Source organism: Janthinobacterium sp. SUN137, assembly GCF_030587265.1.
GTDB classification, from domain to species: domain Bacteria; phylum Pseudomonadota; class Gammaproteobacteria; order Burkholderiales; family Burkholderiaceae_D; genus Janthinobacterium; species Janthinobacterium kumbetense.
Map to the genome: position 1 here is coordinate 347534 of NZ_JAPWHZ010000001.1, position 19914 is coordinate 367447.

General features: G+C 62.9%; 20 protein-coding genes. 3 read left to right on the forward strand and 17 right to left on the reverse strand.

The annotated features are described in order from the left end of the window. Window positions 1-194 precede the first annotated feature (194 nt). From O3298_RS01695 to O3298_RS01705, 3 genes are all read left to right on the forward strand, one after another. The gene (locus O3298_RS01695; RefSeq protein ID WP_143451500.1) at window positions 195-659 is read left to right on the forward strand and encodes a hypothetical protein; all 465 of its coding nucleotides are present in this window, start codon (window positions 195-197) and stop codon (window positions 657-659) included. A gap of 74 nt (window positions 660-733) precedes the next feature. After that, window positions 734-2161: a hypothetical protein gene (locus O3298_RS01700; protein WP_305058376.1), complete on the forward strand. Its 1428-nt coding sequence runs from the start codon at window positions 734-736 to the stop codon at window positions 2159-2161. 119 nt (window positions 2162-2280) lie between these two features. After that, the gene (locus O3298_RS01705; protein WP_305058377.1) at window positions 2281-2940 is read left to right on the forward strand and encodes a glutathione S-transferase family protein; all 660 of its coding nucleotides are present in this window, start codon (window positions 2281-2283) and stop codon (window positions 2938-2940) included. A gap of 6 nt (window positions 2941-2946) precedes the next feature. Here the strand turns inward: O3298_RS01705 and O3298_RS01710 are convergent, their stop codons facing one another. The 17 genes from O3298_RS01710 to pilW all read right to left on the reverse strand — a co-directional run bounded on the left by O3298_RS01710 (window position 2947) and on the right by pilW (window position 19903). After that, on the reverse strand, window positions 2947-3252 hold the full coding sequence (locus O3298_RS01710) for an NIPSNAP family protein (RefSeq protein ID WP_034752016.1): 306 nt from the start codon (window positions 3250-3252) through the stop codon (window positions 2947-2949). Continuing rightward, the gene (locus tag O3298_RS01715; protein ID WP_305058378.1) at window positions 3249-4175 is read right to left on the reverse strand and encodes a WD40 repeat domain-containing protein; all 927 of its coding nucleotides are present in this window, start codon (window positions 4173-4175) and stop codon (window positions 3249-3251) included. Before O3298_RS01715 ends, O3298_RS01710 begins: the two co-directional genes overlap by 4 nt. Continuing rightward, the gene (locus tag O3298_RS01720; RefSeq protein ID WP_305058379.1) at window positions 4172-4681 is read right to left on the reverse strand and encodes a GNAT family N-acetyltransferase; all 510 of its coding nucleotides are present in this window, start codon (window positions 4679-4681) and stop codon (window positions 4172-4174) included. The genes O3298_RS01715 and O3298_RS01720 overlap by 4 nt, the downstream gene beginning before the upstream one ends. Before the next feature lie 67 nt (window positions 4682-4748). Further along, entirely contained in the window at window positions 4749-5294 is a 546-nt protein-coding gene (locus O3298_RS01725) for a phosphoribosyltransferase (protein ID WP_034752020.1), read from the reverse strand. Between the two features lie 66 nt (window positions 5295-5360). Beyond that, the gene (locus O3298_RS01730; RefSeq protein ID WP_086147765.1) at window positions 5361-6674 is read right to left on the reverse strand and encodes an adenylosuccinate synthase; all 1314 of its coding nucleotides are present in this window, start codon (window positions 6672-6674) and stop codon (window positions 5361-5363) included. Between the two features lie 3 nt (window positions 6675-6677). Continuing rightward, on the reverse strand, window positions 6678-7838 hold the full coding sequence (locus O3298_RS01735; protein ID WP_099667092.1) for an ATP phosphoribosyltransferase regulatory subunit: 1161 nt from the start codon (window positions 7836-7838) through the stop codon (window positions 6678-6680). Window positions 7839-8108: 270 nt separating this feature from the next. Continuing rightward, on the reverse strand, window positions 8109-8996 hold the full coding sequence (gene hflC, locus O3298_RS01740) for a protease modulator HflC (protein ID WP_034752023.1): 888 nt from the start codon (window positions 8994-8996) through the stop codon (window positions 8109-8111). After that, entirely contained in the window at window positions 8996-10288 is a 1293-nt protein-coding gene (gene hflK / locus O3298_RS01745; RefSeq protein ID WP_070254060.1) for an FtsH protease activity modulator HflK, read from the reverse strand. The genes hflC and hflK overlap by 1 nt, the downstream gene beginning before the upstream one ends. Before the next feature lie 2 nt (window positions 10289-10290). Further along, window positions 10291-11514, reverse strand: coding sequence for a GTPase HflX (gene hflX, locus O3298_RS01750; protein WP_099667090.1), 1224 nt, complete (start codon window positions 11512-11514; stop codon window positions 10291-10293). Between the two features lie 114 nt (window positions 11515-11628). Continuing rightward, a complete protein-coding gene (hfq, locus tag O3298_RS01755) occupies window positions 11629-11865 on the reverse strand; it encodes an RNA chaperone Hfq (protein ID WP_008450615.1) in 237 nt (78 codons plus the stop codon). A 227-nt stretch (window positions 11866-12092) separates the two neighbouring features. Continuing rightward, window positions 12093-13439: a ribosome biogenesis GTPase Der gene (gene der / locus O3298_RS01760; RefSeq protein WP_070221915.1), complete on the reverse strand. Its 1347-nt coding sequence runs from the start codon at window positions 13437-13439 to the stop codon at window positions 12093-12095. A gap of 4 nt (window positions 13440-13443) precedes the next feature. Then, window positions 13444-14589, reverse strand: coding sequence for an outer membrane protein assembly factor BamB (gene bamB, locus O3298_RS01765; protein WP_099667089.1), 1146 nt, complete (start codon window positions 14587-14589; stop codon window positions 13444-13446). A gap of 85 nt (window positions 14590-14674) precedes the next feature. After that, entirely contained in the window at window positions 14675-15343 is a 669-nt protein-coding gene (locus O3298_RS01770) for a tetratricopeptide repeat protein (protein ID WP_099667088.1), read from the reverse strand. 54 nt (window positions 15344-15397) lie between these two features. Continuing rightward, entirely contained in the window at window positions 15398-16759 is a 1362-nt protein-coding gene (gene hisS, locus O3298_RS01775) for a histidine--tRNA ligase (protein WP_099667087.1), read from the reverse strand. A 33-nt stretch (window positions 16760-16792) separates the two neighbouring features. Next, window positions 16793-18061 (reverse strand): flavodoxin-dependent (E)-4-hydroxy-3-methylbut-2-enyl-diphosphate synthase, encoded by a 1269-nt coding sequence (gene ispG / locus O3298_RS01780; RefSeq protein WP_305058380.1) that lies wholly within the window; start codon window positions 18059-18061, stop codon window positions 16793-16795. 38 nt (window positions 18062-18099) lie between these two features. After that, entirely contained in the window at window positions 18100-19038 is a 939-nt protein-coding gene (locus O3298_RS01785; RefSeq protein WP_354670185.1) for a helix-turn-helix domain-containing protein, read from the reverse strand. A gap of 67 nt (window positions 19039-19105) precedes the next feature. Next, window positions 19106-19903 carry a type IV pilus biogenesis/stability protein PilW gene (gene pilW / locus O3298_RS01790; RefSeq protein ID WP_305058381.1) on the reverse strand — a complete coding sequence of 266 codons (798 nt, stop codon included), beginning with the start codon at window positions 19901-19903 and terminating at the stop codon, window positions 19106-19108. Window positions 19904-19914 lie beyond the last annotated feature (11 nt).

Here is a 19914-nt window from a genome sequence, read left to right on the forward strand (position 1 = left end):
GAACAGCCTGGCGGTAGAGTGCCCGCCAGCGCTGACCAGGCTCGGCAACTATCCACATGAGACCGCATTTCCCATCATTTACCATGATGCAACAGTGTGTATTTAGCAACATATGCAAAAATATAGTTTTTGACGCAGCAGGTGCCGCGGCGTAGTGTCGGTCGTCCCGACAACCACGTAATGAGGAGCCTCCCATGGCAAATCCACTGTGCTTAATGATGCCGGCGCTGCCCGGCACCAATCCGACCGCCATCGCCGCAACATTGCTGGAATACCAACCGAAGATCAATGCCGCCCTTACCACTATCGGTACCGTGCACTTTGCCCGCTTCACCCTGCTTGACCGCTCCCAACCCAATCTGCTGCCCAACATTCAATCGGCGGGCACTTCCGATAGCCTGGTCATCGGCGTGATCACCGAGTATGACGGCAACTTCAACGACTACATCGAAGATTTCGTGGGCGAACTGGGCGAGGTATTCGACGCGCTGCTGCAATTTGTCGTGGGCGGCAAGGCGCTGATTCCTGTGGCCAACCATGTGGCTGCATTTGAAGCCTTCATCACGGCCAACGACGCCGCGCAGCACGTGCCCAATAACGGCCTGTACAGCGCCTATCCGCAGACCGTCCAGAAAATCATCGCCGCATTCCGAACCTGAGCCGAAAGCCACGCCGGGGCTGCGCAAGCGGCCCCACCACCCTGCCAGCCACCACCCCAGCCCCCGGAGACAGCATGGCCGATTCCACCATCGATTACGACGACGTGCAAGGCACGATCCTGCGCGGCTACCGCGTCAACCTGGCGCGCCATTTCATCTTCAGCATCACGGATGCGGCGCAGGCACGGCGCACCATCGCGGCCCTGCTCGACGGCAGCGACGGCTTGCCGTCCATTACCACCGCGCGGCACATCCACCCCAAGCCGCCCTGCTTCCTGAACCTCAGCTTTACCGCGCCCGGCCTGTCGGCGCTGGGCGTTGCCGCGACCGACCTCGCCACCTTTGACCAGGCATTTCAACGGGGCGCGGCCGATCCGGCCAGCGTCACTGCCGTGGGCGACGTGGGCGACAGCGCCCCCGAGCACTGGCTCGGCAACCTGGGGCCGGCTACCCAGCATGGCCAGGTGCATGCGCTGCTGAGCCTGTGGGTCAGCGAATCGACGGAAGTGCTGCAGGCGACCTCGGCCACACTACGCCGCGCCTTTGCCGCCGGCTGGCGCGAACTGTATGCGCACGACGGCGTGGCCCTGCCAGACAACCGCGTGCATTTCGGCTACCGCGACAGCATCGCCCAGCCGGACGTCGATGGCGCCCCGCAGCGCAAGCGCGAACACGACCCTGACCCGCTCAACAGCGTGAAGACGGGGGAATTCCTGCTCGGCTATCCGAATGAAAACGGCGGCACCTACGCGGTGCAGCCGCCGCAACTGTCCACCAATGGCAGTTATGCCGCCTTCCGCATCCTGGAGCAGGACGTGCCGCTGTTCGACAGCATCCTGAGCCAGGGCGCGGCCAGTTCCGGACTCACGACCGAAATGGTGGCCGCCAAGATGTGCGGACGCTGGCGCAACGGCAATCCGCTCGTGCTCAGGCCGGACGAGGCCGGCCCCGTGCTGCCGGACGCCAGCCTGAACCGCTTTCACTATGTCGATGCGCAGCCGGACCTCGATGACACGCTGGGCCTGAAATGCCCGATCGGCGCGCACATCCGGCGCAACAATCCGCGCGACGAAGCCGTCGTGGGCGCTCCCTCCCGCCACCACCGCATCGTGCGGCGCGCCATGCCCTACGGCAGCGAATATGATCCGGCAGCCCCCATCGCGGAGCAGCGCGGCCTGGTCGGCTATTTCATCAATGCCAGCCTGCGCAATCAGTTCGAATTCCTGATGAAGCAATGGAACAATGACGATGCCTTCGTCAAATCGGCCGTCGGTCCGGCCGGTCCCGAGGCGGGCGATGCCACGTTCAACATCAGCGGCCAGGACGTGTTCCTGGGCATCAACGACCCGGCCGTCAGTTCCTTCACCTTGCCCGGCGTGGGCGCCAAGGGAAGCGGCAATACCGAACTGCAGCATTTCTCGCGCAGCGTCATCACACGTGGCGGCGTGTATTGCTTCTTCCCCAGCATCACGGGATTGCGCTACCTGGCGAACCTCGGCTAGGCGGGCGCGCCACGGCGGCAAGCGGGAACGGCGCGTACCGCTTGCATTGATCCTGTCATTGCACTATCGTTGGCACACGCGCGTGTTGCCAACCTTTCACAATGACAGGAGTTCCCACCGTGTCGCTGATCCTCTACGGCCATCCCTTTTCCTCGTACACGCAGAAGGTACTCATCGCGCTGTACGAGAACGCCATCCCGTTCGCCTTCCGCTGCCTGGCGCCGGACATGCCCCAGCACCTTCAGGAGTGGCTCGAGCGCTGGCCACTGCGCAAGTTTCCGCTGCTGGTGGACGGCGAGCGCAACGTCGCCGAGACCAGCATCATCATCGAATACCTGCAACTGGCCCATCCCGGTCCGCTGCGCCTGCTGCCGGACGACCCGATGCAGGCGCTGGACGTGCGTTTTCTCGACCGCTACTTCGACCTGCACGTCATGACACCCGTGCAGCATGCCGTCGGCGCCGCCCTGACTGGCGACCCGGCAAAGACCCGCGAAGGCCGCGCGTTTGCCGGCGAAAAGCTGGACCTGGCCTACGCCTGGCTGGAACAGCACCTGGCCGGCAGGACGTGGGCCGCCGGCGACCGCTTCAGCCTGGCCGACTGCGCCGCTGCCCCCGCGCTGTTCTATGCGGACTGGACGCAGCCGATTCCCGCAACGCTGCCCCTGCTGCGCGCCTACCGCGCGCGCCTGCTGGCCCGTCCTTCGTTCGCCCGCGCGGTGGAGGAGGCACGTCCGTACCGCCACCTCTTCCCCCTGGGCGCACCGCAGCGCGATTGACCCTGTTCAGGCAAACACAGGACGGAAAAAACTGCGCTCGTAGCTGACGATGCAGCGCGTCTCTTCCGCATAGCGGAAGGCGGCCTGGCATTCGGCGTCCTGCATCGAGTCGCTGCGGTATTGCTCGTACAGGGCCAGGCTGGGGAACGAAAACATGGCCAGCGCCACGTTGCTGGCGCCTTCGGATGGCAAAAAATAGCCGTGGTGCTGGCCGCCGAAGCGTTCGACGAGCGGTATCCACAGTTTGCCGTAGGCTTCGAATTCCCGCAATTTATATGGGTCGATGATGTAACGCAAATAACAGGTAATCATGCGGTTTCCTTGTGAAGATTCAGATCCGTCAGCATGCCGGACTCCCAGGAGCCGATGGCGGCCAGTGGCGTGCCAGGCAAGAAGTCCAGCGCGCAGGGATAGGCAATGGCGTGTTCGGCAAGCACGCCGAGTCCCGGCCAGCCGTAGAACAGCAGCTTGCCCTTGCCGATGCGGCCCAGCGCGCCGCCGTCGGGCAGCCAGCGCAAGGCGTCGCCCGTGCCGCCGCCCGCCTCCACGGCCACCGTGGCCAGCCGGCGGCCGTCGTCCAGCGCATGCACGGACAGACACTCTTGGCCGTCAGCGTAATGCAGCACTGCCAGGAGCGTGCCATCGGGCGACGGCGCGCACGACGCCAGCTTCGGCAGCGACAGCACCACGCGGCCGGCGCCGGTCTGCAGCGGCCAGTCCCACACGCTGCAATAGTCGGGCGGCTGCACTTGCCCCTCTTCCACCGATTTGACGCCATGCAGGAGCAGCAAACGCCGTCCGCCATCGATAGCCCACATGCCGCGCAGCATCTCGCCCGGGTGCGCCTGCGTGAAGAGCACCTCGCCCGTTTGCGCGTCGCGCACCCGCAGGCGGCCATCCCAGCCGCCGTCGGCAAGATACTGCCCGCAAGGCGACCACGCGGGACCGCAGCCTTCGCCCTCCTTCTTGTTCTGTAAGTTCAGCAGCAACTGGCCAGCGAGGGCATCCACCACAACCATCTGGCCCGTCGTACTCTTGATGGCCAGCCGGCTGCCGTCGGGCGAAAAAGCCATGTCCGACATGTGCGCGATAAATTTGCCGCGCCACAGCTTCTGGCGCGCCGCCACGTCCCACAGGACCAGGTCGCGTCCCAGCACGGCCAGGCGCGTGCCATCGGGCGAAAAGCGCACGCCGTAGCTGCAGCCCAGCTTCAAGGGCTTCGGCCTTGCCGTCATGGGCGCACCAGCCGGTACACGACGCTATCGAGGTCGTAGTGGCGCTCCATGCCCACGTACTGCATGCCCAGGCGCGTCATGACCTTGATCGAGGCGGCATTGTCCGGGTGGGCCACGGCCACCACTTCGGGCGCGCCGACGACGTCGAAGGCATGCGCGACGATGGCATTGGCCGCCTCGCTGGCGTAGCCCTTGCCCCAGCCGGCCCGCGTCAGGCGCCAGCCGATTTCGTGCGGCTGCGCCTTGTCGCCGCCGATATGCTGCAGGCAGGCCAGCCCTACCAGCACCTCGTCTTCGGTGCGGATCAAGGCCCACCACGAATAGCCCCACTCGGCCCAGCGCCCCATGATGCGGGCAACAGCGGCACGTGTATGTTCCTCCGTCTCCGGCTGGCCCGCATTGAGGTACCTCATCACTTCGGTATCCGAGTTCATGGCGTGCATGGCGTCGTAATGCTTCTCGGTGACGGGTTCGAGGCGCAGGCGCGCCGTGTGCAAGATGGTCATGGCATTTCCTTGGACGAAAAAAAAGACGATACACGATCGTCTTTTTTTAGCAAGAGTGCACGCACAATTACTTGCCTGCTTCGCCCTTCTTGATCCACGCCGCCAGCTGGTGCGGGCGCAGGCCGTCGTAGTCTTCGAACGGCTGGTGGATCCATGGATTGTGCGGCAATTCGTCCAGGAAGTAGTCGGGACGCACGACGGAGCAGCCTTTCAGCCAGATCACGGCCGATTTGACTTCGGTCACGTCAGGGAAGTTTTCCTTCAGGTGACGCGTGACTTTATCCAGGGTGACGCCGGAATCGGCCAGGTCGTCGACCAGCAGGATGCGGCCAGCCAGCGGGCCCTTGGTCATGGTCATGTACTTGGCGATATCGAGGTCGCCGCGCACCGTGCCCGCGTCTTCGCGGTAGGAGCTGGTCGACAGGATGGCCAGCGGCAAATCAAAAATGCGCGAGAACACGTCGCCGGGACGCACGCCGCCGCGCGCCAGGCACAGTACCTGGTCGAATTTCCAGCCCGATTCGTAGACCTTGAGCGCCAGGCGCTCGATCAGGCGGTGGTATTCTTCCCAGTTGACCCAGAGATGTTGATCGTTCGATTGTGGGGTAGTCATGATAGTGGAATCTTATTATTAGCGTGATTAAAAAAATCCGCCTTGCGGCGGATTGTGTCCAGCAGCTTACTCGAATGGGTGGCGCAGCACGATCGTTTCTTCACGATCCGGACCGGTCGAAACCATGTCCACCGGTACGCCGACCAGTTCTTCGATGCGCTTGATGTAAGCGCGGGCCGTTGCCGGCAGGGCCGCCAGCGATTTGGCGCCGACCGTGCTTTCCGTCCAGCCTGGCATCTCTTCGTACACCGGTACGCAACGGGCGGCTTCTTCGGCGCCCGATGGGAAGATGTCCGTGGCCACGCCGTCGATGGTGTAGCCGGTGCACAGTTTCAAGGTTTCGATACCGTCCAGCACGTCCAGCTTGGTCAGGCACATGCCCGTCACGCCGTTGATCTGCACGGAGCGGCGCAGCAAAGCGGCGTCGAACCAGCCGCAGCGGCGGGCGCGGCCCGTCACGGTGCCGAATTCATGGCCGACTTGCGCCAGGTGGTGGCCGACGCCTGCATCCGTTGGCAGTTCCGAAGGGAACGGGCCGGAACCGACGCGCGTCGTGTACGCCTTGGTGATGCCCATGATGTAGTGCAGCATGCCAGGACCGACGCCCGAACCGGCGGCGGCATTGCCGGCCACGCAGTTCGACGAGGTGACGAACGGATAGGTGCCGTGGTCGACGTCGAGCAAGGAACCTTGCGCGCCTTCGAACAGCAGGTTCGCGCCGGCCTTGTGCGCCTTGTACAGCGCGCTCGACACGTCGGTGACCATCGGACGCAGACGCGGCACATAGGCCAGCGCGTCGTCGAGAGTCTTCTGATAATCGATGCGCGGAGCCTTCAGGTAGTGCTCCAGCACGAAGTTGTGATAATCGAGGTTTTCCGCCAGTTTTTCGGCGAAACGGGCTTCGTTCAGCAAGTCGGCGACGCGGATGGCGCGGCGCGCCACCTTGTCTTCGTAGGCCGGGCCGATGCCCTTGCCCGTGGTGCCGATCTTGGCCGCGCCGCGCGCCGCTTCGCGGGCCAGGTCGAGTGCCGAGTGGTAAGGCAGGATCACCGGTGCGGCGTCCGACACTTTCAGGCGCGAGGCGACTTCGACGCCGACGGCTTCCAGCTTGTCGATTTCGCGCAGCACGTCCGGCACGGAAACGACCACGCCGTTACCGATGTAGCAGGCGACGCCTGGGCGCATGATGCCCGACGGGATCAGCTGCAGCGCGGTTTTCACGCCGCCGATGACCAGCGTGTGGCCTGCATTGTGGCCGCCCTGGAAGCGCACCACACCCTGGGCGTGATCGGTCAACCAATCGACGATCTTGCCTTTACCTTCATCGCCCCATTGGGTGCCGATGACAACAACGTTCTTTGCCATAATTTTCTTTGACATCACTCAACCTAAGTTTTTAAGAATCCAGCTACTACCATTATCGGCAAGTACCAGCACGCGATCGCACTCGAACTCGTCTTGTTCATTACTGTGACCCGGCATACTCTGGATCACGACCTCGCCCGCCTTGCGCAACTCGGCGATTTTTTCCTTCAATTCTGGCGCGCTGCCCCACGGCGCGCGGATCGAATGCTTCCGTTCCGCGGTCGGCAACAGGCGCGCCAGTTCGCGCAAATCGAGCGAGAAGCCGGTCGCGGGACGAGCCCGGCCGAACGCTTCGCCGACGTGGTCATAACGGCCGCCGCGCGCAACCGCGTTCGGCAAGCCAGGTACATACAGCGCAAACATCGCGCCACTTTCATATTGGTAGCCGCGCAGGTCGGCCAGGTCGATCGCCACTTCGGCGCGGCCCAGCGCGGAACCGGCCAGCGCGGCCAGTTCGGCCAGCGCCTTGAGCACGCCCGGCAGTGGCGGCAGCACTTCGCGCGCACGCGCCAGCACGTCGATATCGCCATACAGGTTCGGCAAGGCCAGCAGCGCATCGCGCGTCACGGCGTCGTAGCCGGCCGTCAGGGCGCGCAAGCCCGGCGCATCTTTCGCGCGCAGCAGGGTGTACAGCGCAGCCTCGTCGCGCACGGCAGCGGCGTCTTGCGCAATGATAGCGCGCAACAGGCCGACGTGCGACAAATCCAGGCGGACCGCGTCGAAACCGGCCAGTGCCAGCGAAGCGAGCGCCAGTTCCTGGATCTCGGCATCCGCTTCCAGGCCGGCGTGGCCATAGATCTCGGCGCCGATCTGCAGCGGTTCGCGGGTGGCGTGCAGGCCCGACGGACGGGTATGCAGCACGCTGCCGGCGTAGCACAGGCGGGTGACGGTGGCACGGTTGAGCAGGTGGGCATCGATGCGCGCCACCTGCGTCGTCATGTCGGCGCGCAGGCCGAGCATGCGGCCCGACAACTGGTCGACCAGTTTGAACGTGCGCAGGTCGGTATCCTTGCCAGCGCCAGTCATCAGCGATTCCAGATACTCGAGCAGCGGCGGCATGACCAGTTCATATCCGTACAGACGGAAATTATCCAGCATGAGGCGGCGCAGCTCTTCGATCTTGCGCGCTTCCGACGGCAGAACATCGGCAATATTTTCGGGCAAAAGCCAATTCGGCATGAGGGAGCGAGATACGGAAGAAAGTTGAAAAAATGCATCATGCGAGGCAGCGGCGGGCGCGCCAGGCAAGAGGCCGAACCTGATATTTTACGCGAAAACACGGGCCTTTAGGGATAAGTTGTCCGAAACGCTGCCGCACAGCCCTAAAAACACCGCATTTTACGCCTTCCCGCAACAGCGTGGCGGGCACAAAAAAACGGGGCCGGCATTCACGCCGGCCCCGCTGCTGCCGCACCCGTCCTCGCGGCCGGGTGCAGTCTGGATGCTGCCTTACTTCTTGGCCGAACCGGCTGCGCCGCCACCCTTGAAGTACTTGAAGAATTCCGAACTCGGATCGACCACCATCACGTCGCCCTTGTCCTTGAACGTGGCGCGGTAGGCTTCCAGGCTACGGTAGAACTTGTAGAACTCCGGATTCTTGCCAAACGCTTCCGCATAGATCTGCGATGCCTTGGCATCGCCCTCGCCGCGAATCTTCTCGGCTTCGCGATACGCTTCGGCCAGGATCACCGTGCGCTGCTTGTCGGCGTCGGCGCGGATTTTCTCGGAGTCGGCCGAACCGGTCGAACGCAGCTCATTGGCCACGCGCACGCGCTCGGACTTCATGCGCTCGTACACGGAGTTGTTGATCTGCTCGACGTAGTCGACGCGTTTCAGGCGCACGTCGACGATTTCCACGCCGATGGCCTTCGCTTCCGCCGAGACCTTCGCCAGGATCGCTTCCATCACCTTGCCGCGCTGGCCCGAGATCACTTCGCGCACAGTGCGCTTGGTGATTTCATCATTCAGCGCCGCCTTGACGATTTGCGACATGCGGTTGCGGGCCGGCTTTTCATCGCCGCCAAAGCTGCGGAAATACAGGCGCGGGTCGGCGATGCGCCATTTCACATACGCGTCGACGAGGATGTTCTTCTTCTCGGCCGTGATGAAGCGTTCCGGCTCCGGCGTATCCAGGGTCAGGATGCGCTTGTCCAGGTACAGCACGTTCTGGAACGGCGGCGGCAGCTTGAAATACAGGCCCGGCGTGCTGATGACTTCCTTGACTTCGCCGAGGGCGAAGACGACCGCATACTTACGCTGGTCGACCACGAACACGGTCGAGGACAAGAGCATGATCGCGATAAAGCCCGCGATCAGAGCGGCTACGATACGGTTCATTAGCGGCTCTCCCGTTCACGCGAAGAGCGGCTGTCGCGGCGCGTATTGACTTCTACTGTCGGCATGGCTTCCTGTGGCAAAACGGTGTTGGCTGCGGGTGTCGCGGCAGCACGGGCGGCGGCAGCGGCAGCGTCGGTGGCAGCCGTCTGGGCGATCAGCTTGTCGAGCGGCAGGTACAGCAGATTGCTGCCCGTCTTCGCGTCGACCATGACCTTGCTGGCACTGCTGAACACTTGCTGCATCGTCTCGAGGTACATGCGGTCGCGCGTGACGACCGGCGCCTTCTGGTACTCGACCAGCACCTGCTTGAAGCGCGAGGCATTACCGGCGGCGTTCTCGGTCACCATCGCGCTGTACGCGGCGGCTTCCTCCATCAGGCGGAATGCGGCGCCGCGGGCTTTTGGAATGACGTCGTTGGCGTAAGCCTGGCCTTCATTCTTCTGGCGTTCGCGGTCCTGGCCTGCCTTGACGGCATCGTCGAAGGCGGCTTGCACCTGCTCCGGCGGCTGCACGGCCTGCATCGTCACGTTGGTGATGACGGCGCCGACCTTGTAGCGGTCGAGGATCTGCTGCATCAGCTGCTGCGTATCGTACGCCACCTTTTCGCGGCCTTCGTACAGCACGAAGTCCATCTTGCTGCGGCCGACCACTTCGCGGATCGCCGTTTCGGCGACCTGGCGCAGGGTGTCTTCCTGGTCGCGCGTGTTGAACAGCCACGCGACCGGGTCTTTCAAGGTGTATTGCACCGCGAACTGGATGTCGATGATGTTTTCATCATCCGTCAGCATCAGCGATTCGCTGGCCTGCTTGTTGCGCAGCGACTGGCGGTAACCCACCTCCACCGTGCGCACCTGCGACACGTTGACGGTTTCGTCGGTCTGGAACGGGTACGGCCAGCGCCAGTTGAAACCGGCCGGCGTGGTGTGGCTGTACTTGCCGAACGTGAGCACGACGCCGTTCTGGCCCTCTTGCACGATGAAGGCCCCGCTGGCAAGCCAGATGAAGACGGCGATCACGCCGACCACGCCGGCGGTGATGCCCGCGCCCTTCATGTCGGGACGCGGACCACCGCCGCCACCGTTGTTATTGCCGCCGTTGTCGGGACGGTTCTTCTGTCCGAAAAAGGCGTTCAGGCGCTGATTGAAATCGCGCCACAACTGATCGAGGTCCGGCGGACCTTCGCCGGGCTTTTTGCCTTCTTGGGCTTTCTTGCCGTCGTCCTTGCGATTGCCCCAGCGGGGATCGTTCAGGGACAACTTCAAGCCTGTTTTTTTGAGTAGGGAGACAAGCATAACTATCGTGTTCCGACTTGGGAGTGGGTGGAAATCCTATCGTCCTCGCCAGGCTCTTCGTCCTGGTCCGGGGCGGCGCCATCGTGCTGGTCGTACTGACCGTCAAACTGATCTTCCTGCAGTGCTTCATCGTTCTGATACAGGTGGGCCGAACCGGGCGCCTTCCTGGCCATCTCGACAATCGCATCGCGCAGCAGGTCGAGCCCGCTGCCCTTCTGCGCACTGACGAACACGCGACTGATCGTAGCATATTCATCGCGCTCCACCGAAGGCTCCAGCCCGGCCGCATCGATCTTGTTCCACACGAGGATTTGCGGAATGTGATCGGCGCCGATCTCTTTCAAGACCAGGTTGACCTGCTCGATCTGCTCCATGCGCACCGGCGACGCGGCGTCGACGACGTGCAGCAGCAAATCGGCATGGATGGTTTCTTCGAGCGTGGCGCGGAAGGCCGCCACCAGCTGATGCGGCAATTCGCGCACGAAGCCGACCGTGTCGGAGATCACCACGTTGCCCACTTCCTGGCCCAGGTAAACCCGGCGCGAGGTGGTGTCGAGGGTGGCGAACAACTGGTCGGCGACATACACGCCGGCCTTGGTCACGGCATTGAACAGCGTCGACTTGCCGGCATTGGTATAGCCGACCAGGGACACGGAAAATGTGTGATTGCGGCCGCGCGCGCGGCGCTGCGTTTCGCGCTGCTTGTGCAGCTTTTCCAGGCGCGCGCGCAAGGCCTTGACGCGGTCGCCGATCAGCCGGCGGTCGGTCTCGAGCTGCGTCTCGCCGGGACCGCGCAAGCCGATACCGCCCTTTTGCCGCTCAAGGTGGGTCCAGCCGCGGATCAGGCGCGTGGCCAGATGCTGCAGCTGGGCCAGTTCGACTTGCAGCTTGCCCTCGTGGCTCTTGGCGCGCTGCGCGAAGATGTCGAGGATCAGGCTGGTACGGTCGAGCACGCGCACATTCAGGCGCTTTTCCAGATTGCGCTGCTGTGCTGGCGAGAGGGCGTGGTTGAAGATGACGATTTCCAGGCCATCATTGACGACGACGTCGCCAATTTCATCGGCCTTGCCGCTGCCGACGAAATACGCGGAATCCGGACTGGAACGCTTGGCCGTGATGGTGGAAATCGGGTCGGCGCCAGCCGAACGCGACAACAGCATGAGTTCCTCCATGCTGGCGGCGAAGTCGCTGTGACCGAAGTCAACCCCGACTAGTGCCGCGCGCATGATGGCAACTGATGAGTTGTGGCGGACGCCGACGCCGATGCAAACGCATCAGCGCCGCTGGCGCGGACGGGGGCGATGGAGGGTGAAAGGCGCTGGGCCGTCAAGCTCAACGCTTTACTCCGCTTCAGATTCAATATTGAGATTGACGGCACGGGCCGGCACCACTGTCGAGATGGCATGCTTGTACACCATCTGTGTCACCGTATTGCGCAGCAATACGACATATTGATCGAACGATTCGATATGGCCCTGCAATTTAATGCCATTGACCAGGTAGATCGAGACAGGAACATGCTCTTTGCGTAATGCATTGAGGAATGGGTCTTGTAACAGTTGCCCTTTGTTGCTCATAACAGCTCCGTTGTTTATGTTGTTGTGTAAGAATTGGAGGCGACTCGCTTGATTTCAAGTGCTCTCACACCTTTCAAAGAAAGAAAGATGCGTCATAGCTACTGTAACCTGTTTTCGCGATCGCTGTCGCGCATGGCGCATTAACACTTTATTATTTCCGTGCAAAAGCCATTGAATTGGCTGTCGGCGCCGCATTATCTCTGCGGCGCCTTAATATGCACTTAATTTTACTTGCTTGGCGTGCGTGCGAACGGGTTTTTACCCGTGCGCAATTCGATACGCAGCGGCGTGCCGACCAGCGCAAACGTATCGCGGAAATGTTTTTCCAGATAGCGTTTGTAAGGATCGCCAACGGCGTCGAGCGCATTGCCGTGAATGACGATCACAGGCGGGTTCATGCCGCCCTGGTGGGCATAACGCAGCTTCGGACGAATCGAGCCCTTGCGGCGCGGTTCCTGCTTCTCCACGGCCTCGATCAGGGCGCGCGTCAGCTTCGGCGTCGACAGGTCGCACATGGCGGCTGCATACGCGGCGTTGAGCGATTTCATCAGCGGACCGATGTTGGTGCCCTTCAGCGCGGAAATGAAATGCATCTGCGCGAACGACAGGAAATCGAGCTTGCGGTCGATATCGATCTTGATTTCGTCACGCTGATGCGATTGCAAGCCATCCCATTTATTCACGGCCACGACCAGCGCGCGGCCCGATTCCAGGATAAAGCCGGCGATATGCGCATCCTGTTCGGAAATATCTTGCTGTGCGTCAAGCATCAGCACGACCACGTTGGCTTCGGAAATCGACTGCAGGGTTTTCACCACCGAGAATTTCTCGATCGCTTCAAACACCTTGCCGCGGCGGCGGATACCAGCCGTGTCGATCAAGGTGTATTGCTGGCCATCGCGCTCGAACGGGATTTCGATCGAATCGCGCGTCGTGCCCGGCATGTCGAAGGCGATCACGCGCTCTTCGCCCAGCAGGGTGTTGATCAAGGTCGACTTGCCCACGTTCGGACGGCCGACGAGGGCGATCTTGATGCCGCGGTCGGTCTTTTCCAGCTCTTCAGGCTCATCCGGACGCTGCGCGAACGCCAGGTCCAGCATCACTTCGACGAGGTCGTTGACGCCGTCGCCGTGCGCCGACGAGATCGCATACGGATCGCCCATGCCCAATTCATAGAATTCGGACACGACGGCCGTGTAGCGCATGCCTTCGCTTTTGTTGACCACCAGCAAGACCGGGCGGCCGCTCTTGCGCAGGAAGTCGACGATGGTCTTGTCATGCGGGGTCAGGCCTTGACGGCCGTCCACGATGAATACCACCACGTCGGCCTCGGCCACGGCCTGCTTGGTCTGCAGTGCCATCTGGTGCATGATGCCTTCCTTGGCGACGGGTTCGAAACCACCCGTATCGATGACCAGGAAGGGACGTTCGCCGACACGGCCTTCGCCATAGTGACGATCGCGCGTCAACCCAGGCAAATCCGCCACCAGCGCATCGCGCGAGCGGGTCAGACGATTGAATAAAGTCGATTTCCCAACATTGGGTCGACCTACTAGTGCAATTACCGGCTTCATTGTATTACTCGACCGCGAGAGCGGTCACTGTCCCTGATTGGGTTTGAAAAATCAAATTCGAACCGGCAACAACGGGAGCCGAAACAATCGGGCTACCGTCGGTGCTGACACGACCTATTAATGCGCCATCTTCCCGTGACAGGAAGTGGATATAACCTTGATAGTCGCCGACGGCGACGCTGCGGCCGTAGGAGGCCGGCGTCGACAGGCGGCGGCGTGCCAGCGCCTCATTCTTCCAGGCGCTCTGGCCGCCTTCGCGGCTGAACGCCACCACGGCGCCCTGGTCATCGGCAACAAACACGAAACGCTGGTCGACGGCCACGCCCACATCGGACGAGATCGGCTTGGTCCAGCGCGGCACGCCCGTGGCGGCATCGAAGCAGCCTGCCTTGCCCTGGTACGTGACGACGCACACTTCGCCTTCGAACGCCACCGGCGTGCCGGCGATGTCGGAGACGCGCTCCAGTTCGGTAGCGCCGCGCGGTTCGCTGACGACGATCTCCCAGCGTACCACACCGGTGGCCGCCGTCAGTGCCAGCAGCTTGCCGCCCGGCTGGGCCACGTAGATATTCGCGCCGCCCAGCACCATGCCCGGCGCATTGCGCAAGGTCAAGGCCGGCGTGGCGCGCTGTACCGTCCACTTGCGCTCGCCCGTCTTGGCGTCGAAGCCGACGATGCGGTTGTCCACGCTGCGCACCACGACCACGCCCTGCCCCACGACGGGCGCCGTCAATACTTCGCTGGACGCCTGTGCCTTCCACAGTTGCTTGCCATCGGCGTCGAACGCCAGTACGGCGCCCTTGGCGGCGCCCACGGCCACCAGCGCGCCATCGCTGCCGGCGCTGGAGGTGATGTCGCTGCCGGCCTTGATGCGCCACGTTTCACGGCCGCTGGCCGCATCCAGGCGCGCCAGCGCGCCATCGGCATTGACCACGTACAGGCTGTTGCCGGCCAGCGCAGGCGTAAACGCGTACACGCCGGCCTTGCCGATCGAATACTTCCAGGCGTCGCGCACGGCAATGCTCGATTTTAACTCGACCAGCTTGGCCGGTTCGACTTTCGGATCTTTCGAGGCGAACGGGTTCCAGGACGAGCAACCGGCCATCAGGGCCAACAGACTTGCAGCTACCAGCTTTTCAGTGACACGCATAAGTGTTATCCAACCTTTTTCTTGTACTTGTAAGGGCAAGGCCGGCGGCGCACAACGCCGCGCAGCCGCACCATCAGTGTTCCTGTCAGGCAGCAGCCTTGTCAGCCTTGGCCTTGTCTTCCGGTACCGTACCGCCGATCGCTTCCAGTTTGACCTGGATCAATTGACGGCCTGGATTGTTCTTGTCCGTCGCAGCCAGCGCGGCCAGGTAAGCCGTGCGCGCCTCGGCCAGCTTGTTTTGCGCCACGAGGACGTCGCCCTTGCGGTCGGCCACGGCGCCGGCAAATTGCGCCACGGAAGCCGTCGCCAGCACTTTCAGCGCTTCATCGTAGGCTTTTTCATCCAGCAGGACGCCGGCCAGGCGCAGCTTGGCGATGGATTTGTACTCTTCCGTACCATGCTCGGCCACCCATTGCAGCTGGGTCTTGGCCGTTTTCAGGTCATTCGCATCGAATGCCACCTTGGCCGCGGACAGGGCGCTCATCTGTGCATACGCCGTGCCGCTGAAGCGCGATTGCATGTCGCCGGCCGCGCGCATCACCTTGGCCGTGTCCTTGGCGGCGATGGCGTTTTGCAGTTCGTCGTACAGCTGGCCCGCTTGCGCAGCCTGCGTGCGCTGGTAGTACTGCCAGCCGGCCCAGCCGCTGTAGCCTGCCAGCGCCACGATCAGGACCCAGGAGGTCAGATTGCCATTGCGCTGCCACCAGGCCTTGAGGGTTGCCAGTTGCTCTTGTTCTTCGTGATCGTATGCCATGGGTCGTCAGTTTTAATGAGTAGTTGATCGAGGGTAGAACGGTATTGCGTCAAATCAATGGTGATGATGCACGTGGCCGCCAGGACCGTGGTCATGGCCGCAATCGTGGTCGCCGATGATCTGGTCCACCACGTAGTCGACGACATCGTCGAACGGCACCGTGTTCTGTTGCGCACCGGCATCGGCTTCGCGCATGGCTTTCACCGTAGCAACGTTATTGGCGATTTCATCGTCGCCCATGATCACGGCAAACGCCGCGCCGCTGGCATCGGCCTTTTTCATTTGCGTCTTGAAGCTGCCGCCGCCGTTGCTCGCTGCGCAATGTAGCACAACGTCCAGGCCCGCATCGCGAATCCGCTCGGCCAGCACGAAGGCTTGCAAGCCCGCCTGCTCGCCCTGATGCACCAGGTAGACGTCGCACTGGGCCGGGGCTTCCGGCTCGGCTGCATCCTTCATCAGCAGCACCAGACGTTCCACGCCCATGCCGAAACCGACGGCGGGCGTCGATTTGCCGCCGAACATTTCCACCATGCCATCATAGCGGCCACCGGCGCAGACCGTGCCTTGCGCGCCCAGCTTGTCGCTGACCCACTCGAACACGGTGCGGTTGTAGTAGTCGAGGCCGCGCACCAGGCGTGGATTGATGGTGAACGGAATGTTGTTGTGGTTCAAGATCTTCTGCACGCCGTGGAAGTGGGCCAGCGATTCTTCGCCCAGGTAGTCCAGCAGCTTCGGCGCGCCATTGACCAGGTCCTGCATGGCAGGGTTCTTGGTGTCGAGGATGCGCAGCGGATTGCTGTGCAGGCGGCGCTTGGCTTCTTCGTCGAGCAGCTCGCTGTGGCTTTCCAGGTAGGCGATCAGGTCGGCGCGGTGGCGCAGGCGCTCGGCCGCGTCGCCGATCGAATTCAGTTCCAGGCGGATGCCTTCCAGGCCCAGGTCATCCCACAGGCGGCGCGACAGCATGATGATTTCCGCGTCGATATCCGGGCCCGTAAAACCGATGGCTTCCACGCCGAACTGGTGGAACTGGCGGTAGCGGCCTTTTTGCGGGCGCTCGTGGCGGAACATCTGGCCCTTGTACCACAGGCGTTTCGGGCCTTCGTATACCAGGTTGTGCTCGACCACGGCTCGCACCACGCCAGCCGTGCCTTCAGGACGCAGGGTCAGGTTGTCGCCGTTCATCGAATCGGTGAACGAATACATTTCCTTTTCAACAATATCGGTCACGGCGCCGATGGCGCGCGCGAACAATTTCGTTTCTTCCACGATCGGCGTGCGGATTTGCTGGAAGCCATAGCTTTGCAGCACGGATTGCGCCGTATTTTCAAACAATTCCCACAGCGGGGCGTCGGCGGGCAGCACGTCATTCATGCCCTTCACCGCGGTAATTTTATCGAATTTCTTATTTTCGGACATAGTGTTCTTCTTTACTTTTTTATTGGATCAGGCTCAGGCGGCAACCGTGTTTCCATAGTGACTCTTTACATAATTCAAGACGATGTCCTGGAATTCCTCGACGATGCGTTCGCCGCGCAGGGTGACGACTTTTTCGCCGTCGACAAACACGGGCGCGGCCGGCGATTCGCCCGTGCCGGGCAGGCTGATGCCGATGTTCGCATGCTTCGATTCGCCGGGACCGTTGACGATGCAGCCCATGACGGCCACGTTCATCGCTTCCACGCCCGGATACGACTTTTTCCACTCCGGCATCTGCTCGCGCAGATACGTCTGGATGTTGTCGGCCAGCTCCTGGAAGGTGGTCGACGTCGTGCGGCCGCAACCGGGACAGGCGATCACCATGGGCGCGAACTTGCGCAAGCCCATGGTTTGCAGGATTTCCTGGCCGACGATGACTTCACGCGTGCGGTCGCCGCCCGGTTCCGGGGTGAGCGAAATGCGGATGGTGTCGCCGATGCCCTCTTGCAACAGCACGGCCAGGGCCGCCGTCGAAGCGACGATGCCCTTGCTGCCCATGCCCGCTTCCGTCAAGCCCAGGTGCAGCGGATAGTCGCAGCGCTGCGCCAGTTCGCGGTACACGGCGATCAGGTCCTGCACGCCAGACACTTTACAGGACAGGATGATCTTGTCGCGCGCCAGGCCCAGCTCTTCGGCGCGCACGGCGTTTTCAATGGCCGACGTCACCAGCGCTTCATACATGACGGCTTGCGCCGGCCACGGTTCGGCGCGGCCCGCGTTTTCATCCATGATGCGCGCCAACAAGGCCTGGTCCAGGCTGCCCCAGTTCACGCCGATGCGCACCGGCTTGTCATAACGACAAGCCGCTTCGATCATTTGCGCGAATTGCGTGTCGCGCTTGGCGCCCTTGCCCACGTTGCCCGGATTGATGCGGTACTTCGACAGCGCGCGCGCGCAATCGGGGTAATCATTGAGCAGGGTATGGCCGTTATAGTGAAAATCGCCCACCAGCGGCACGTCGATATCCATCTTGTCGAGCTGCTCGCGGATGTAGGGCACGGCCGCGGCCGCTTCCGGACGGTCCACCGTCAGGCGCACCAGTTCCGAACCGGCACGCGCCAGTTCCTTGATCTGGATCGCCGTGCCGATGGCGTCGGCCGTGTCCGTGTTCGTCATCGACTGCACCACCACGGGGGCGTCGCCGCCCACCCAGATCTGGCGCTGGCCGTGCGCGATCAGCACCTTGCGGCTGTCGCGCCGGCCGGATGGACCGGAGCCGATCGCTGTTTTCGAGGTAGCCATAATATTATCTTCTGAGTTTGCGTGAACGATTACTGCAATTATTTGATGCTGACACGGGAAATCGTGCCACCGGCAACGGTCGGCAAGTCCAGCTTGGCGCCGCGCAAAGTTGCCTGCACGACACCCGGCTTGCCCACCACCAAGGTGGCCGGACCGGTGATGTCGAACGTTTCCGTGCTGCCCGCCTTGACCATGCGCGAAATCAGCGGCGAGGTGCCGGGACGGCGAATTTCCACCCAGGAATCTTGCTCCACCTTCAGCACCAGCGCATTCGCGCCCACGGCGGCGGTAACGGCAGCCGCCGGCGGCGTGACGGCGGCCGTGGCCGCTGGCGTCACGGCTGGCGTCGTTGCCGGCGCAGCTGCTGGCGGCACGGCGGCGGCCGGCGCCGAAGCGATGGCGGAGGCCGGTGCGCCCGTCTGCGTATCGTTGCCTGGCGGCGGCGGCACGGAAATCAGGGGCACGGACGGCGACTGCACGGGCGTCAAATCCTGGCCCGGCTTGATCAGGGTCGTTTCCACGGGGCCTACTTCCGCATGCGCCGCTTCTTTCTCGACATGCGCGGACAGCAGGCTGGCCGGCACATAACCGAGCTTATAGGCACCAAAGGCGGCCGCCACGACGACAGCCACGGCGCCGGCGATCCAGAGGGGAGTCTGGTTCGACGAACGCTGCGTCATCGACGGGAAGCGCGATTCGGAAAACGTGGCGGAAATCTCGCGCCGCACGGGCGCGGCCGGGTCTTGCGCCGGCGCCGGATGGACTTCGATCATGGCCACCAGCGGCGCCGCGTCGAGGCGCACCACCTTGGCGTAGGCGCGCACGAAACCGCGCACCACGGCCACGTTCGGCAAGGCCGCCATGTCGCCCTCTTCCAGCGCGATCACCTGGCGCGGCGCCAGCTTGAGCTGGTCGGCCACCTGTTCCACCGGCCAGCCCAGCGCTTCGCGCTGCGCCTTCAACTGTGCGCCTGCCAACGCAAGATTGCCCTGGGGCTGCTGCTGAGGCGTTTCTGCCCACTCTGAATTCATTGGTATCCCTGTCTCACTCATCAAACGCCCCATTTTGATAAGCAGCATATTCGGGGGAGCCGGAATGGTGGTTGCGCAAATGCGCCCCCAGGCCAGCTTCCGCACCCGCATCCCCGAGCTTATGCTGCACCTTGATCCCGAGCCACAGCACATCGGCCGTCTGGCTCTCCATTGTTGCTATCCTGCCGAGCCGCTGCAAATAATAAGCCGCTTGCCGGTAGTCTTGCTGTTGGTAATACACGCGCACCAGGCCGGCGTTCGTCACTGCCACGTCCGGTGCGATGCGCACGGCGCGCATCAAATATGCGCCCGCACGCGGGTAATCGTTCAGGGCCAGGCTGCAAGCGCCCCCATTGTTGAGCGCTTTTTCCGGCGACACATACGCCGCATCGGCCAAGGCCGCATCGAAATACGCCAGCGATTGCGCGGCGCGTCCCGTCTGGCACAAAAACAGGCCGTAATTATTGCTCAACTCAGGATTGTGGGGCGCAAGGCGCAAAGCGTAAAGGAAATCTTTCTCAGCAGGCACAGTTTGCCGCTGGGCCGCGAGGATCAGGGCGCGCACGCCATAGGCTTGCGCATCGTTCGGCGCCAGTTGCACGGCCTGTTCCGCTTCCGCCAGGGCCACGTCGAGCTGGCCTTGCGCATAATACGCGCTGGCCAGCTGCAAGCGCAGCGCGGCACGCTCCTGCGTACTCGCCAGCGCCTCCTGGCGCAAGGCGGCGCCCGCATCGACGGGAGCGGAAGCACAGCCGACCAGCAGCACGGCCAGGCAAACAGCGGCCACAGCGAGCGAGCGTTGGTAAGCCATGCATTCCCTCA